The sequence below is a fragment of the Pseudoalteromonas arctica genome, from assembly GCF_012927645.1.
Lineage (GTDB): Bacteria > Pseudomonadota > Gammaproteobacteria > Enterobacterales > Alteromonadaceae > Pseudoalteromonas > Pseudoalteromonas arctica_A.
The window spans coordinates 1-16,671 of the sequence record NZ_JABBMT010000036.1 but is presented as its reverse complement, the minus strand read 5'-3'; the positions used below and the strand labels follow the sequence as shown (position 1 = coordinate 16,671).

At 37.4% G+C, this 16,671-nt stretch carries 12 protein-coding genes, 3 rRNA genes and 1 pseudogene; 5 read left to right on the top strand and 11 right to left on the bottom strand.

The annotated features are described in order from the left end of the window. Positions 1-26: 26 nt before the first annotated feature. The 6 genes and pseudogenes from HHO47_RS16420 to HHO47_RS16395 form a co-directional block, all read right to left on the bottom strand. Entirely contained in the window at positions 27-632 is a 606-nt protein-coding gene (locus tag HHO47_RS16420) for an NUDIX domain-containing protein (protein WP_169021274.1), read from the bottom strand. Positions 633-679: 47 nt separating this feature from the next. Continuing rightward, positions 680-1,213 (bottom strand): hypothetical protein, encoded by a 534-nt coding sequence (locus HHO47_RS16415; protein ID WP_169021273.1) that lies wholly within the window; start codon positions 1,211-1,213, stop codon positions 680-682. Position 1,214: 1 nt separating this feature from the next. After that, positions 1,215-3,890, bottom strand: coding sequence for a hypothetical protein (locus tag HHO47_RS16410; RefSeq protein ID WP_169021272.1), 2,676 nt, complete (start codon positions 3,888-3,890; stop codon positions 1,215-1,217). A gap of 5 nt (positions 3,891-3,895) precedes the next feature. Further along, positions 3,896-6,130 carry a hypothetical protein gene (locus tag HHO47_RS16405; RefSeq protein ID WP_169021271.1) on the bottom strand — a complete coding sequence of 745 codons (2,235 nt, stop codon included), beginning with the start codon at positions 6,128-6,130 and terminating at the stop codon, positions 3,896-3,898. Beyond that, positions 6,121-7,350 carry a site-specific integrase gene (locus tag HHO47_RS16400; RefSeq protein ID WP_169021270.1) on the bottom strand — a complete coding sequence of 410 codons (1,230 nt, stop codon included), beginning with the start codon at positions 7,348-7,350 and terminating at the stop codon, positions 6,121-6,123. The genes HHO47_RS16405 and HHO47_RS16400 overlap by 10 nt, the downstream gene beginning before the upstream one ends. A gap of 94 nt (positions 7,351-7,444) precedes the next feature. Further along, positions 7,445-7,903 (bottom strand): annotated as a pseudogene (locus HHO47_RS16395) (dUTP diphosphatase); the annotation flags it as partial. Between the two features lie 122 nt (positions 7,904-8,025). On the opposite strand from HHO47_RS16395, the gene HHO47_RS16390 reads away from it, so the two are divergent. Beyond that, on the top strand, positions 8,026-8,655 hold the full coding sequence (locus HHO47_RS16390) for a peroxiredoxin-like family protein (protein ID WP_169021269.1): 630 nt from the start codon (positions 8,026-8,028) through the stop codon (positions 8,653-8,655). Between the two features lie 30 nt (positions 8,656-8,685). On the opposite strand, the gene HHO47_RS16385 is transcribed toward HHO47_RS16390, so the two are convergent. Beyond that, complete coding sequence (locus HHO47_RS16385) at positions 8,686-9,054, bottom strand: YacL family protein (protein WP_145242569.1); 369 nt, start codon at positions 9,052-9,054, stop codon at positions 8,686-8,688. A gap of 111 nt (positions 9,055-9,165) precedes the next feature. Next, on the bottom strand, positions 9,166-9,390 hold the full coding sequence (locus tag HHO47_RS16380; protein WP_145242571.1) for a hypothetical protein: 225 nt from the start codon (positions 9,388-9,390) through the stop codon (positions 9,166-9,168). Positions 9,391-9,717: 327 nt separating this feature from the next. Between HHO47_RS16380 and uvrD the strand changes: the two genes are divergently transcribed. The 4 genes from uvrD to HHO47_RS16360 all read left to right on the top strand — a co-directional run bounded on the left by uvrD (position 9,718) and on the right by HHO47_RS16360 (position 15,947). Further along, the gene (uvrD, locus tag HHO47_RS16375) at positions 9,718-11,883 is read left to right on the top strand and encodes a DNA helicase II (RefSeq protein ID WP_169021287.1); all 2,166 of its coding nucleotides are present in this window, start codon (positions 9,718-9,720) and stop codon (positions 11,881-11,883) included. Then, positions 11,861-13,954: a GNAT family N-acetyltransferase gene (locus HHO47_RS16370; RefSeq protein ID WP_169021268.1), complete on the top strand. Its 2,094-nt coding sequence runs from the start codon at positions 11,861-11,863 to the stop codon at positions 13,952-13,954. The genes uvrD and HHO47_RS16370 overlap by 23 nt, the downstream gene beginning before the upstream one ends. 73 nt (positions 13,955-14,027) lie before the next feature. Beyond that, a complete protein-coding gene (locus HHO47_RS16365) occupies positions 14,028-15,032 on the top strand; it encodes an ABC transporter substrate-binding protein (protein ID WP_248291028.1) in 1,005 nt (334 codons plus the stop codon). A gap of 66 nt (positions 15,033-15,098) precedes the next feature. Further along, a complete protein-coding gene (locus tag HHO47_RS16360; protein ID WP_169021266.1) occupies positions 15,099-15,947 on the top strand; it encodes a chemotaxis protein in 849 nt (282 codons plus the stop codon). A 158-nt stretch (positions 15,948-16,105) separates the two neighbouring features. Here HHO47_RS16360 and rrf (HHO47_RS16355) read toward each other — a convergent pair. The 3 genes from rrf (HHO47_RS16355) to HHO47_RS16345 form a co-directional block, all read right to left on the bottom strand. Beyond that, positions 16,106-16,220: ribosomal RNA gene (rrf, locus tag HHO47_RS16355) — 5S ribosomal RNA — on the bottom strand. A 63-nt stretch (positions 16,221-16,283) separates the two neighbouring features. Further along, a 5S ribosomal RNA gene (gene rrf, locus HHO47_RS16350) occupies positions 16,284-16,398 on the bottom strand. A gap of 168 nt (positions 16,399-16,566) precedes the next feature. Then, positions 16,567-16,671: ribosomal RNA gene (locus HHO47_RS16345) — 23S ribosomal RNA — on the bottom strand; the annotation flags it as partial.

Below are 16,671 nucleotides of genomic sequence, written 5' to 3'. Positions count from 1 at the left end.
AACTTTCTTATGATTTAAAAACGGTTTTAAACTTGGTCTGATACCAAAATTTCGCATACAATTCTGGCCCACACTTCAATATTGTAGCCACCGTCTAATAACTCTTGGGGAGAGACAAAGCCAACAGTTTTTAGTTGATCTTCAGCTGATTCGATACCTTCTCCGTCTAGCTCATGCATATAAATCATAGCCATATGAACACGATCTACTTCAGTATCATCAGCACAAATCATCTTCTTTAATCTAGTAGACTTAACAACTGCTGAAGATAGTTTTACTTCTTCTAACAGCTCTCTTTCCATCGCTTTTTGAAGTGATTCTTCAAGATCTATAATGCCATCTTTTGTAATAATGTCGTCCATATCCCAATGACCACCAACGGCTACGGCAATCTTGTTGTGAAGACGGCTTTCTCCGCCTTTAGACGTTCTTTCATAAGCCCATACTTTGCCGTTGTGCGTGAAAATAGAGATAGGTAGTACTTGCCTAAAATCTTCATCATTTTCGAGCATCGCTCTTTGTCCTAGCATAAGGTCTGCTAGGTTTAATTCATAATCTACAAAACCGTGTTCTCTATGCTCAACAGCTGAAGCTTTGATACAAACTATATGTTCTTGATGTTTTTTGTTCATTTTTATTTACCACAATTGAATTTATTAAAGTTGTTATTTTTACTAGTTTACAAAAGACCTAGCTTTCGTTTCATGTCTAAGGAAATGTTATCTAATGTGCGCTGATAAACATCATCTACAAGTGATGTTAATTCCTCTGTTTTCGATTCTTTTTCGGCTCTCAACTGCTCGATTAGTTCTTCTTTAGTTTTCTGCATAAGACCACGACCTTTCTTCGATATTCGCTTTTCTTTTGAGGCATTAAGCTCATCATTTGCATTATTAAAATGCGTTAAGAGAGCCTCACAATAAGACGTTGTTTTACTGAAAAATAAAGGCTGTGGTTTTACATTTGGGCCGACTAATTGTGCGACTTCTTTTTTAGTTATTAAGTAATTACCTTTAAGATCGTAATCTGATTTCTTTCCATGTTTTTTAATAAATGCTTTCTTTTGTCCTTTCAGGCTTTCAATAGCATCATAGGCTTTACCTGACCTTTTGGATGGCTCTGCCCAGTCAGGCCTAGAGCTTTTTTCAGGTTTAGCCTCTTCTGGCAATTCACTGGTATCTAAATATTTAGATAGGTAATCGTCAATATTCATATTAAGCTGCTCTATTTAGTTGTTCAGAAATATTCAAGGTTTCTTCTAAGTGCTCAATGAACTCTTTATATTTGTCTGTGTTTCTAGCAAGTTCTCTTATTCGTTTAAGTGCATCACGAACTACAGGCTCATGCATTTCTCTAATGAAATTAGGTAAAGCTGCATTACGACATGCTTTAATATCTGTACTTATATAAAACATAATGCCATTGTAATTCCCTTCTGAAATATTGGCATTTATACAGCCCAAGCAAAATTTAGGTTCTGCTTTATGTGGTTGGGGAACACCGTCTTCAGAGCATTTTGCAAAACGCTCTGTATTGACGCGAAGCATACACGTTACCCATGGTCTAGGGCTTATATTTATAATACGTTCTTCGCTGATCTTATTGCTTAATGCAATGTACTCTTCATGAGAGACTACTTTTGTACTATGTACGGCTTTTGTTAACATGTGATCAAATGCACCTGCAAATATTCGATCATTATTAGTCAATGAAAGTAACTGCTGCCTAACAATGTCTTTTATGACAGTTCTTTTTGCAATCTGGTAAAAAGCACTCGTCTCTTTGTCACGCAAATATGCCATGAAAAAAGACTCATCTAAGTGTTTAAAGTTAGCTCGAATAAACTTACCAATATCTCCTCTATACCTTCTAAGTGCTGCCTCAGCCCAAATGTGACGGAATGCATGAGGAGTAGGATAAGCTACGTCCTGTAATAGTTGCGAGCGAATTTTAGTTATATCTGATGGGATTAGTTCAATACTCGCATCATTTAACATTTTCTTTGTTTTTAAAGTTAACTTATCATCGAATATTTTTGTTTCTAACTCAGGTAACTCTCCATTTCTGTATAACTCTATCTTTGTGATAAATGATTGTGAGTTATTAGTTTGACAGAGAATATATATTGGCAAATCTTTTTCTAATTTCTCGAAATCAATTTTCAATTGCTCATCATTGCTATTAAGAATTTTTTCTTTTTCTGAGTAATTTCGAATAAAATCAGGCCATGCATAATCAATCAGGTTGGTAATGAACATCGATGAGTCTGAAGATGGAGTTGTACCTTTACTGCGAGATTTTGAAGCAAAATAGATTGCCGGTAAGTTACTTTCAGATTCATTTAACTTAGCTAATAGGTCTATAACAATGTATGCATATTGAGTGATTTCCCTATCCAGTTTTGTTTTTCCGCTTGTTTTCTCAACAGTCCAGTTGACCATAAACCTAAGTGATGTATAAAAATTATCTAAGACCGTTTCATTTACCTTTAAATTGATATCATTCAGTGAAAATCCAAACTCACTTCGTCTCCAACCAAGCAGTCCTACTACAAGTGTTGCTCCGCAGGCCATGACCATGTTCAAACCAGCTTTAAATTTTCTTACACCATCACTCTTTGATTCTATACAGATTCGACTACTGTGTTTTTGACAGAGTTTTATAGCCTCATTAGGCTTATTGGGTAATGTCTGTTTGAAGGTGTTCAACGTCTTATTACATATTGATATGAGCTCTTTAAAATCAATACCTGGATCTTCATCGTTGGCTTTTAAAACGGCTAGGTATTCTTTAAAGATACTCTCTTCTTTCTTGATTTTTTTATCGTTCAACCTCGCGAATAAAATAGAGCGCACGAACTCTTGGGCGTCATACCTGTCAGGCAATTTAGCTTTTGCTATTACTTCATTGATAACATCTAACTTAAACGCACTGGCCACAATGGCAAACTGGTTATAGTTTTTAATGAAGTTTTTAAGGGATGTATCATAAATCTGCTCTAACTTTTTCTTTGACCAAACTCTCACTTGGTGATCTGGTAAGTCAGTTAATTTTTCCCCCATGAGTGCTTGGGCGACTATAGGCTGAATGCTTTCTAAATTTCCTTGCTCTAACTCTCTTTGAACTTCATGTATCGTTTCATTTAATGTAATTCTAGCAGCTATAGCATACTGAATGTTTTCTTCAAATAAGCTACCACAATGATCTATATAGTGCTTTCCAATGTCTAAGCCTAAATAGTTAAATGAATCCCCGTTTTGATACTCGCTTAAATTCATTCCTAAAAAAGTGCTACAAGCTGTGTTTAAAGCTTCTTGCTCGGTATCAATGGTAATGCCGCCTATTAGCCCTTCAACATTGTAGAGCTTTAGGTATTGAACAAGGTTGTTTAAACTTAAGGCACTACCAGATAATGATTGAAAAGCAGGAGGAGAGAAGCTTTTAACTATATTGTTAGCGTGGACTTTATGGCTAAATGCATAGCTATAAAAATCTTGAACATTGTTTTTATCAATGGCATCTACATTGTAAATTTTTAAAAAAGAACATACTTTTGCTATAAAGTTAAATCCATTCCGATGGTAATAATAAAGCGTTGCCGATTTATCTAAGTGCTCTAGAAAAAGAACCTTTGCAAACTCTTGATTCGTAAGCTCTATTTTTGCACCATGACATACAACTTTATAAACTTTTTCCCCATTAAATAGGGGGAAACTAAAAAGACTAAAATCCAACTCGAAAATACCGGCAATACTATTACTTTCAAATTGCCACTTGTCGTCAGTGAAAGAACAATTATCAATTACATTGTGCAACACCATTATATCGTTCATTTCTTGAATAAGCGTTTCATATGCTGTTTTTTCTATGCTTCGTAGATTTCTTTGCATGATTGCTACCTCATGTGTGCGCTAAATAATGGTGGTAAAATTGATGCAAGTTTTTTATATAGTTGCTCACCTTTGTCTTTTGTTGAGAAACGCTTGTATTCAAACAACTTTTCTATCCATTCAACTGTTGGAAGGACTGTCATTAATAGATACTCAGGGGAGTTTTTAGCCAATATATGATGCTTCTTTTTTACTTCAGATAAGAAATGCCTAAGTTTTACTACTGTTTCTGGCGAGTCAACGAGATAAATTGTGTCGCTTGGCTCATCAGCATCTTTATAACTAGTTAGAAGGCCTAAATCATTTACTTTCCCGTCCTCTTTACCTGTTACAAGCTTCATTCTAGCAAGTGTTTCTTCTGTTTTAGCTGAAATGTATTCTGAAGCATTTGTAAACTGAGAATTAAACGCCTGCTTTTCAGATTCTGATGCCTTAAAAAGATTAACGGTTAGATCTTGCATTACAGCTCTTGTTATTAAGCCTGTGTTATTCATCCATTCTTCGTTATTTGGGGTTAGGTAGTCATTTCGTTCTGTTTTATTTGTATGAGAATGAAAGTTAGTCAGTTGAGTTGGGTTAAAATTATCTGACGACGCATAAACTGCTGCTGTTTTGATTGAAGAAGGTTTAAATAAATGTCGTTTGCATGGTGTATCACAATTTTCCCATAACTCTTCAACAGTTTTGTTTTTCCCTAGTGCGCTAATACCATTATCAAGTAGCTTTGTTATGGCCTTTAAAAAAACGAGTGATGACTTCTCTTTATCTGATTGAGTAATGATTTTCTCATTTAGATATGTGTTTAGGAAGTTTATAAATCTCGCAAAAGACACTCCTGTTGCGACATCTTTCAATGACCCAGTTAATTTAGCTGAATTATCGTACTTTGGTGTTCTTTGTAAAATGAATAAAAGGATTGCACTGCCTAGGGTTGTATTAGTGCTTATTTCCTTTGGTTTATGAACAGTCTTTGCACGTCCTTTATAATACTCATTCCTAATATGTGTGATCTTACCGTTTCGCCTTCTAATAAATTGAAAGTTACTTCCAGATAACTTTGCGATATCAGATGCTTGAACGGTTTGTGTTGCCATAAGCCAGTGAAATAGTAAGTGCTCTCCTTGGCTGGCTGGAACTTGAAGTTCTTCTTTATTACCGCTATGCACATATTCAGCAAGTTCATGCAAAAAAAACACAGAAAAAAATAACTTATTTCTGGAAGTGATTATTGAAGGTGAGTTGAAAGCGGGCTTATTTCTAAAAAATGCCTCATCATAGCGCTTTAAGTCATCTTCTCGAATGTTTTCGGAAAGAAACAGCTTGATAGCTGTTTTTAGATTAGCAGATGGCTCTCCTAATGAATGATATGCTGCTCGTAAAACATCAAATGTTGTTAAAAAGCACTTTCTAACATGTACGTCATGCTCGCTTTTTACAGGAAATTGGGCTCTTGGTCGCTCAACCGGTATTTCATCAGATGTGATGGGGGCATCAAGAAATAACGCTATTAATGCTTCCTTTGCTTTCAATGTTTCTAACATTGCAATTTCAATAGTAACACTAAACGATTTTATTGTAGCTTTTGGTGATGCTAATCGAGAAAACAATGTATGCCCTATACCAACATCATCTCTTCTTAACCAAGTATGTTGAGCAAACCAAGCAGCCAAGTTTATCTGGTCTCGCTCGGAAGAAGGAGCTGGCTTTGTTTTTGACAGTGTAAAAAGGTAGGCATATTGCGCTTCAGATAGCTGTTCTTTGAACCACTCATCTTCAATAGCGAGCTTAATCATTGATTTAATAGCATGAAGGCCTGAACTTTGAGGTTTAACTTTGTCGATGTTCACTCTATGCGTTTCAAATTTTTTTAAAATCTTGATTCGATCTTTTTTTTCAAAGGGTTCAGAACACATAAAATCGATAAAGATTTTGTATGTTGAATGAGCTTGCTTCTTATGAGTTATAGTCCCCTTATTATCAACAAAGACGAGGTAGTTAGCCCTATTAAGTGTTGAGAAGATAAGCTTAATGTGGTCTGGGATGTTAGGCGAAATTGTCACATTATGAGGTGCATAATCACCACCTTCGTAGCTAGGGATCGAAAATTGATTAGCGTTAATGTCGAATGTTAGCTCAGCAACCTTAGACTTGGATGCTAATTCTTTATCCATCCTTATTTGTTGGTTTATCAGTTTTTCTTGCTGCTTTTTAGAGAATTCAGAGTTAGCTTCTAGAACCATTGTTGCTTCTCCTCAAAATCTTTTTTGATGTTGCAAGAGCGAATATATTTTTTTGTAGTCTTAGAGGCATATTCACCTTCGGCGTTATGTCCCATGAGCCTTGCCACAGTGAGATAAACAATAGAAGTCGCAGTGACATTGTCGATAGCTATTTGGCGACTTTCAGCTAAATAATAAAACTTATCTGTACCAAAACTATGCCTTAGAACATGATGTGTATGATCTTTTTCTAATAGCTGACCATCTAACGGTAACATTCCATTTTTTTGCTTTTCTAATACACTTTCGCATACTTTTGTAAATACAAGTGACGCTCTTTTTACTGAAATTGGTGTGCCGAAATAGACGGTATCGTCATTCAAGAAAAAGTGATCAGAGTCACTTTCTGGACGTTCATTGTCGTAATACTCTTTCATTCTTAATAACAGCTCACGAGTGAAAAAGATATTTCTAGGTTGGCCGAATCCATTTCTAGGTGCCTTAGTGTATTTTCCCTGAAGGTAAAATTTGAATTCATCTTTAGTTGGGTTATCTTTCATCTCTTTAAACAATGAAAGTAAACCTTTATGCTTTTTATTACCGACCTCAAAATCATTAAGTAGAATGCCTACATTTTCTTTAGATCTTAAGCCTACTTCGCCGCTAGTCTTCAAAAGCAATTCATCTCTAATACTCGAAGTGTTTTGATAAATAATAGATCTAAGTTCTGGTGTTAAATATTTTACAGCTGTTCTAGGTTTTTTATTATCTCTTGCTTGCTCTTGAAGTCTGGGTTCAATCATAAGATTTTTTATATTGGTGAAACCAGCATTAGCTAAATAGTTATAATATGCTTTAAGAGCTGAAACATGCTTCTTTACAACACCTTCACTTTTCTTAAGCTTGTCGATCAATATGTCATTTATATAATAGTTTAATATTTTATTTGAAAGATTGTGGTGGGTAGCTATAGATACTTCTGAATTAGATAAAGCATATTCTTCTATCCATTGGAGGAAGTTTCTCAACTTTTCTAATATCAATTCCACTTGCTTTCTCTTTATCTGGTTTTCTTTCAGCTTCTGGGTAACAAAACCTTTTTTTCCTACTTTTCTTTCTAAAACATAAATGGTTTGATTCTTTGTTAATGAATGAGAAAAGCAACTAGGCAATAACATGAGAGTAAGATCATCACATATAAATAATGGAGTCTTATATTTTTTTGAATCAATCTCTAACATACTTATTCACCTATTTTAATGTTGCGTAACATATTGTCATTTACTAGTGATAAAAAGATACGTTTTCTTGTTTAGTGTGTAGGGGGATAGTTAAGAAATTAAGCGTGTTTTTACCTACATAGCCTCGATATAAATCATCAATATCCATACCTATTTGCGCCATACATCCAGCGAAAGCGGCGGCGTTAAAAGTTTTCTCAGCGACAGCTGACGCGGCGAGGATTTCTAACGTTTGTTTGAAATCATCAGCTTGTTGCGGTGCACTTAACTGTTGTTCAAGTTGTTTAGCAAGATCTAAATAACTAGTCTCACCATCAATGCGCAGTGATAAACCGAAGTGAAAAATATCAACCAGTTCTAAAATTACCTGCTCGGTATCTGGAGTTTGCTTTTTCCACCATTTCCAACCATAATGATCAAGCATTTCAGCACATTCAACCCAAATCGCACGATTCCATTCAAACCCTTGACTAAACCATTGTTCATGCACTTTAGTATTCATGGCATTTTGCATTTCTAGCATCACTACTAGTTTATTTAAATTGGCAGACATTTCGATCCCAGTTACTCTATTTAATTATGGCTAATAATACAGATAATTAAGTTTTGATGAAATAATTTATCTTGTTAGTCTATCTTCTATATTTAATGATTAAACAACTAATAGGGAATTACATGCTTAAATTTATTTTACTTGCATGCGCATTGCTAATTACAGCTAATGTGCACGCTGCAACAGCCACTAATATTACAAATCAGGCTGAAAAAGTTAGTCCGTTGTTGCCCGGCTTAACAGTGCCAGCTTTAACACTAAAAGATAAAAACGGTAAAAATGTTGTTTTAGCGGAACGTTTTGCTGAAAAAACAACGGTGCTTATCGTATACCGTGGTGGTTGGTGCCCATATTGCTCTAAGCAACTCGCTAACGTACAAAAAATTGAAGCAGAACTGGCTGAGTTAGGTGCACAAATTATCGCGGTTTCACCCGATAGCCCAGAAAAATTGGCTGAAACTAAAATAGATTCACCAAACTATCAGTTACTTTCTGACGATAGCCTATTGCTTAGCCAAACATTGGGTTTAGCTTATTACCTTGATGATAAAACAGCGACTATTTATCGTGATAAACTAGGGGTAAATTTTGTTTCCGTTAAAGGTAAAGAGAAGGTAGCCTTACCTGTACCGGCAGTCTTTGTTATTGATAAACAAGGTTTAGTGCATTTTCAATATGCGAACCCTAATTATAAAGTTCGCTTAACCGAAAGCTTACTATTGGCTGCAGTAAAATCTGTATCTGAGCAATAGCGTAATTAGCAGGGGGCTTTAACCCTCTGCTTACCTGCCAGTGGTAAATTCTTGCCATGAATTAATCAGATCTACAAAATCTTCAAACCCACAGCCACTACTTAAACCATTTTCCTCGAGCATAAGCTCATCATCTTGATAAGCAAATAAATCTTCTGAGTCTTGGTGCAAGGCATGGGCTTCAAAAATGGCTTCATCTTTATTTAAGATCAAATCAATTTCTTGGCCCTGTAGTGTTAACGGCTCAAAACTACTTGATACTGAGGCTATTAAAGCCTGTACCATGGCAATTTTGTCTTTGCCAATTTCTTCATTTAGCCAACGACCAATAACCGCATGTTCACTGCTTATTTTAATCCGCAGGCCACTGATTGGATCGCGTATAAATTGGTATTCCATAACTTTACCTAAATACAACTAATGCTCGGGATTATACCCTAGTCAGTGCTGAATAAATAAAGCCAGTGACAAAAATAGCGCTAAAAAGCGCTATTCTTTTAAGTGATACAGCTACCGATAAGATCTAAACCGCGCGGCATCAATGATTGCCCAAATGTAGACGATCGGCAGTAATATAAAACCAATCGCAACATAAATAAGTGCGCCACTAATAACCCATGCTAGGAAGAAACCAATTGCCGCCATGATCCGCCCTTGAACTAACTGCCCAAGCCCTGGGAAAAATATATTACAAATTGCTGCGATTACATTACCGCCTGAACCTTGCTCTGCCATGTTAACCTCAATTATTAATTTAATTTTATTTTTATTTACTTACATTCTTCATGCCAATTACTTTATTATTAAAAATCAACACATTAAAATAAACAATCATACAAAGAACTAGCTGAAATCGTGATTTTTACTAAATATAAGTCAAATTGGCGATATCACTTCACACCATTCATCTAGCTTAGCTAAAAAATGACTATAAATGAATCATTAAGTTTTTAAAGCCTTTAGACTATGTATTAAATTAACTGGTTATAAAAACAGTATTTTATTTAGCCTAACAAAAACACCTGTTATACTGCTTTTAATATTGATTGAAAAGGCGTGATGATGGACGTTTCAGAATTACTCGACGGTTTAAATGATAAACAACGGGATGCAGTTGCAGCCCCACTGCAAAATATGCTGGTGCTTGCTGGCGCAGGCTCAGGGAAAACTCGAGTACTCGTTCATCGTATCGCATGGTTAATGCAGGTTGAGCAAGCCTCCGCTTATAGTATTTTTGCAGTAACCTTTACCAATAAAGCAGCTAAAGAAATGCGCACCCGAGTTGAGCAAGCCCTTCAAGCGCCAGTAGGTGGTATGTGGATTGGTACTTTCCATGGCTTATCACACCGTATTTTGCGCGCCCACCATCGCGAAGCAAACTTACCAGAAGCGTTTCAAATTTTAGACTCTGATGATCAACTTAGAATGATCAAACGCTTATTAAAAGCCATGAATATTGATGACAAAAAATGGCCTGCAAAACAGTTTGGCTGGTATATCAGCGCCAAGAAAGACGAAGGTCTGCGCCCCAAAGATATCCAAGCTTACGACATCAATGAGCAAATGATGCTCAAAGTTTACACCGCTTATCAAGAAGCATGCGATCGAGCCGGCTTGGTTGATTTTGCCGAAATTTTATTACGCAGTTTTGAAGTACTAAAAAACAATCCAACCTTACTACGTCACTACCAGCAACGTTTTGCCCATATGCTAGTAGACGAGTTTCAAGATACCAACACCATTCAATATGCATGGCTTAAATTATTAGCTGGCGATACCAACAGCATCATGATCGTAGGTGATGATGACCAAAGTATTTACGGTTGGCGTGGTGCTAAAATTGAAAATATTAAGCGCTTTTTGACCGATTTTAAAGCCGAAACTATTCGCCTTGAACAAAACTATCGCTCTACTGCCACTATTCTAAAAGCGTCTAATGCACTTATTCAAAATAACTCAGACCGAATGGGTAAAAGCCTCTGGACTGATGGCAATGATGGTGAACCTATTTCTGTTTATGCTGCTTTTAACGAATTAGACGAAGCACGCTTTGTAAGTAGCAAATTACGCAGCTGGTTAAACGCTGGTAATGCTCTACAAGATGCGGCGATTTTATACCGTAGTAACGCACAATCGCGGGTACTTGAAGAGGCCATGCTACAAGAAGGCTTAAAATACCGCATTTACGGCGGTATGCGCTTTTTCGAACGACAAGAAATTAAAGATGCGCTGGCATATTTACGGCTCGTAAGTAATCGTCAGGATGATGCTGCATTTGAGCGAGTGATTAACACTCCTGCTCGTGGCATTGGCGATAAAACATTAAGCCATATTCGCGATTGTGCGCGTAGCGAATCATTGCCATTATGGTACGCTGCCAAAGCCATCGTAGAACAACAACATTTATCAGGACGTGCGGCGACGGTTGTTACTAAGTTTGTTGAACTGATAGAACATATTGAAGATAAAATTAGTGATCTCACGCTAGAAGAGCAAGCGAAATACGCGATTCAAACATCTGGTTTAATGGCAATGTACCAAGCAGAAAAAGGCGAAAAAGGCCACGCTCGGGTAGAAAACTTAGAAGAGCTGATCAGCGCCTGTGGCCAATACGAACTCCCGGAAGATGAAGAGTTTAGCTCACCACTGCAAGGATTCTTGGCTTATACCTCACTGGAATCGGGTGATGGCCAAGCTGAAGAACATGAAGATGCTGTGCAAATGATGACGTTGCACTCAGCGAAAGGCCTAGAGTTTCCACTCGTATTTATGGTTGGTGTTGAAGAAGGCATGTTCCCATCTCAACAAAGTAATGAAGAATCAGGCCGGTTAGAAGAAGAGCGTCGTCTTTGTTATGTCGGCATGACTCGTGCCATGGAAAAACTCTATATTAGCCATGCCGAGAGCCGCCGTCTTTATGGTCAAGAAAAGTACCACAGTCCATCACGCTTTTTACGTGAAATGCCTGAAGATTGTATTGAAGAAATTCGTATTAAAACCCAAGTATCGCGACCACCCGCAGCAGGACGATTTAGCTCATCAGTAAGTCATGCCGTATTTGAAGAAAGTGGCTTTAGCTTAGGGCAACACGTATTGCATGCAAAATTTGGGGTGGGAACGGTTATTAATTATGAAGGCAGTGGCGCTCAATCTCGCGTACAAGTCAATTTTGATGATTTTGGTAGTAAGTGGTTAGTAACTGTTTATGCACGACTACAAGCCATTTAGCTCGTTAATAAGCAATATCCTGCCGCAACTTGCCTATGCAAAACATAGGCAACTGCTACTCATTGCTGGCGAACAAAATTGGTGTTACCTACAGGCAACTGAGTTACTCAAGCGACTGAATTATCCACCTGTTCAGGTGTTATCAACTAGTGGCGAACTCACTGGCAGTAGCTGGCCTGAACATATTCATCAAATTCTTGGCCAAGAATTTCAGCATGTCATTTATGACGGCTTTAGTGGCTTAGTACCAGACAAACTTGCCGCTCTTAGTGGCACTGTTCAGGCTGGCGGGTTATTTATTTTATTATTACCAGAGCTGGCTGATTTACAACATTGGTGCGATCCAGCCTTAGAGACCTTTCAATCATTTGCGCAACAACGTCAGCACAGTTACTTTAATCAACGTTTAGCTGGTTTGCTCACCGATAACTCACTACTACATTTTAGCCAAACTAAAGGTTGGCAGCTGCCTCCTAAAGTAAGTCCTGAAGCTGGTGTACTTTCACTTACAGAGCAGCAGTATTGTGTTGAGCAAATAATTAAAACAGCAACGGGAAGAGCGAACCGCCCACTATTGATTAGTGCTGATCGCGGCCGAGGAAAATCTGCGGCATTAGGCCTTGCAGCTGCAAAGCTTAGCGATAAAAACATTATTCTCTGCTCACAACAATTTACAGCTCTACATAGCTGCTTTAAACATTTTGCTGCTGAACAAGGCTGTCATTACCAAGAACCACAAAAACAGCTCGCTAATTTACGCTACATTGCACCCGATCAATTATTAAGTGAGCTACCTCAGTGCGATGTGCTGCTGGTTGATGAAGCCGCAGCAATCCCTGTGCCCATGCTTATCAAAATGCTTACTCATTACCCACGAGTAGTATTTGCTAGCACTATGATTGGCTATGAAGGTAATGGTCGCGGTTATACTTTGCGCTTTAAACGCTATTTAGAACAGCACTTTAAAAATATGCGTAGTGTTAATTTAGAGCTACCAATACGGTTTGCCACAGCCGATCCGCTCGAACAGCATATTTGTAGACTCTTAGCCCTAGATGCAGACTATAAAAGCACTGAGTTTAATAATGCAGCACTTGAGTTTAGCGAACTCCAAGCAACTGATTTGGTCAACGACGAATCCTTACTTCACCAAGTCATGGGTTTATTGTCGTTAGCCCACTATCAAACGAGTGTAAATGATTTACGCCATCTGCTGGATGCAACAGCACAGCGTATTTTTGTCTGCCAACAACGAGGTACACTTCTTGGGGTTTGTTTAGTTGCTATTGAAGGCGGTTTAAACCCAACGATAAGCAAACAGATTGCCAGTGGCCAACGCCGACCACAAGGGCATTTAATGGCGCAAATCTTAGCGCAATTAACCGTTGAGCCAAGTATACTCACCTTAAACTGTGCTCGTGTTGTGCGCATTGCTGTTGCACCATCACATCATAACAACAAGATTGGCTCAAAGTTACTTGCCCATTGCGAGCAACAATTAATAGCAAACTGCCATTGGTTTGGAGCCAGTTTTGGCGCAAATGCTAACTTACTCAAATTTTGGCAAACGGCGGGGTTTAATTTAGTCAAGCTTGGATTCAAACAAGATAAAGCAACCGCAGAGCATGCGGCACTGGTGCTAAAAAGCTTAAATCGAGATAGCCCCCTAAACAATCAACTAAAAAGCGAATTTCAGTCTGACTTTGCACTGCAATTACTCGATCATTTCAATCAATTAGATCAGCAATTAGTCGAACAAATACTTACAGCTTTTATGCCACAACACTTAGATCAGTACTTAGATAAACGATTAAAATCTTTATTAACAACAAATTATCAATTGCACGCTATAAAACCTTTACTATGGAGGAGTCTTTGGTGCACACCTCACAGCCTGTTAACCTGTGATGAAAATACCAAATATCTTTTTATTAGACTAATATTACAAAACTGGTCATCACAAAAAGTACAAATAGTTTTACAGATCCGTGGTAAAAAATCACTCGATAAACTATTCAAACAGGCTGTTACTAATTGGTATGAACAATACTTACTTAAAAAATTACCTTAGCGTTCTTTTCTTTTTTTCATTTATACAAAGCAATTTCACCCATGCTGAGAACAAGCCTGCAATAAAATTAGGCATGTCTAGCGCGCTAACAGGACCGGCCAAACAAATTGGTGAGCAACTCTACCTGGGTAGTAATATCTATTTTAACAAGCTAAATAAAAACGGAGGTATCAACGGAGCACACGTAAAATTAATAGTCGCCGACGATGGCTATGAGCCAAAACGCGCAGTAAGTAATACTCGTCGCTTTATTTATCAAGATAAAGTAGATGCGCTGTTCGGTGCAATGGGAACTCCAACAAGCTTTGCTGTTTTACCAATCCTTGAACAACTGCAAATTCCATATTTAATGCCTTACAGCGGCGCAAAATTTTTGCATTATCAGCCCACAATTAATGTATTCAACATACGAGCTAGCTACGATGATGAAGCTGACGAACAAATAAAATACCTAGTAGAAGAAAACAATCACACACATATTGGATTTTTAATTCAAGCAGATGAATTTGGCTTAGTAGTAGAGTCTGGATTGCGGGAATCGCTCGCCAAACACAATCTCAAGCCAGTAAAGGTCGCGCGCTATCAACGAAATAGTAATGATATTAAAGATGCTCTTAAAGCACTAAAAGCCAGCGGTGCTACTGCCATTTGCTTAGTTGGCACTTATAAACCATTGGCTGAATTTATAAATATTGCCCATGAACAACAATTTATGCCTGATTATACCAGCATATCTTTTGCATCAAGCAATGACTTATTTGCTCGTCTTAAATACCCTAGTAAACTTATGGCGACCGAAGTCGTCCCTAACCCTAATAAATGTGACGCCTATTGGTGCACTCAATTCTTAAAAGATATGGCGTCAGCGAAAATTAGCACACCTAATCGTCTACACTTTGAAGGCTACCTCAATGCAATGATATTTAGTACTGCAGCACAACACTGCCCGCAACCACTGCAACATAACTGCTTAATGCAGCGACTAAACATTATTTTCAGTGAAGATAAACAAATAAACGCGTTATTCGTCAATAAGGCCGATAAAAATAAGCATATGGTTTATCGCTCTGTGTTTTAACAAAATAACTGCGCTTTCTAAATAATGTTCTATTATTAGGCTATATATTTAGGAGGTGAGAACACTATGGAGTTAATTAATTTTAGGGTAGGCCAAAAAACGATTTCATTAAAAATTCTCGACATACTTTTAACTGAACGCTTTGAAGATAATTTAACCGCATTACCTAACGACAATAAAAGTTTTATTGGTGTTAAAGACTATATGGAAACTCCCACTCCAATATTTGATTTAGGTATTATTCTCAACAAACAATCAACTCAGGATAGCAACTTGTCATTAGTTGATTTATTTAGTGGATGGGAACAAAAACAACACGAATGGTTTTTCGCACTTGAAAATAGTATTAACCAAAATCAGCCCTTTAATCACAACACTGATATTCAACAATCTAACTTTGCAAAATGGTACAGCAGCTTTAAAACCGAAAATGAAGATCTTAGAGCGATTATAGAACGCTTTAAAATCCCACATGCGCGCTTGTATAGTCGCGCAAATAAGCTAATTGAACTAGTAAAAAAAGGCAATCCAAAGCAAGCGCTTATTGAACTAAATATTGAGCGAAACAGCAATTTTATGCAATTAATTAGATTGTTTGAATCAGCCAAAGAGCAAATTGTTTTAGACTATAAGCCAATCATCATTTTCACAACTAAAGATGGTAGAACCCCTCATATAGGACTACTTGTTGATAAAGTAGAGGATAATATCAGTTATAAAAAAGAAGATATCAAGCCTTTAGATAAGCTCACAGATGTAGGTTTTGAGATTGATCCACAAACCAAAAATATGATGCGAGGGTTAATTAAACTTGAGCATAAACATAGCGTACTCATAGATCCCAGTGCAATCTTTAGACCTGATCACTTAATGCATCAACATACTGAGGAAACAGCCGAATATGGGCTGTTTTAGAAATCCACTTTCTAGGTAGCAGTCCCTTTTAAAGGACGCTAGTTTCTCAAGATTAATACCAAATAGCAGTGTACGTATCGCTGACGGCTCGAAACTAATCGTTTTCCTACAGACGTAAAAAAGCCCGACTATTCCTAGTCGGGCTTTCTTTAATTAGATCCTGGCAATGTCCTACTTTCGCATAACAAATGCTACACTATCATCGGCGCTGTTTCGTTTCACTACTGAGTTCGGCATGGGGTCAGGTGGGTCCAAAACGCTATTGTTACCAAGAAAATTCTTTTCAATTTTCTTATTATTAATTTTTAAGGTTAAAGTTCTTCAACTTAATTTGGAGCCTGGCGATGACCTACTTTCACATAACAAATGCTACACTATCATCGGCGCTGTTTCGTTTCACTACTGAGTTCGGCATGGGGTCAGGTGGGTCCAAAACGCTATTGTCACCAAGCAAATTTGGTATTAATTCGCTCTTTCGAGCCAATTAATTAAAATTTGAAAATGCTGATAATTGTTTTCTGACGGCTGAAAGCTTATGGCTTACAGCTGCTAGTAATCTACTTTAGTCTATTAACTTCTTCGCTTGTTTCACTATCACATAAAACGCGTTTGGCGTTGTATGGTTAAGCCTCACGGGTAATTAGTACAAGTTAGCTTAATGGCTCACACCACTTCCACATCTTGCCTATCAACGTTGTAGTCTTCAACGGCCCTTCAGAGACTT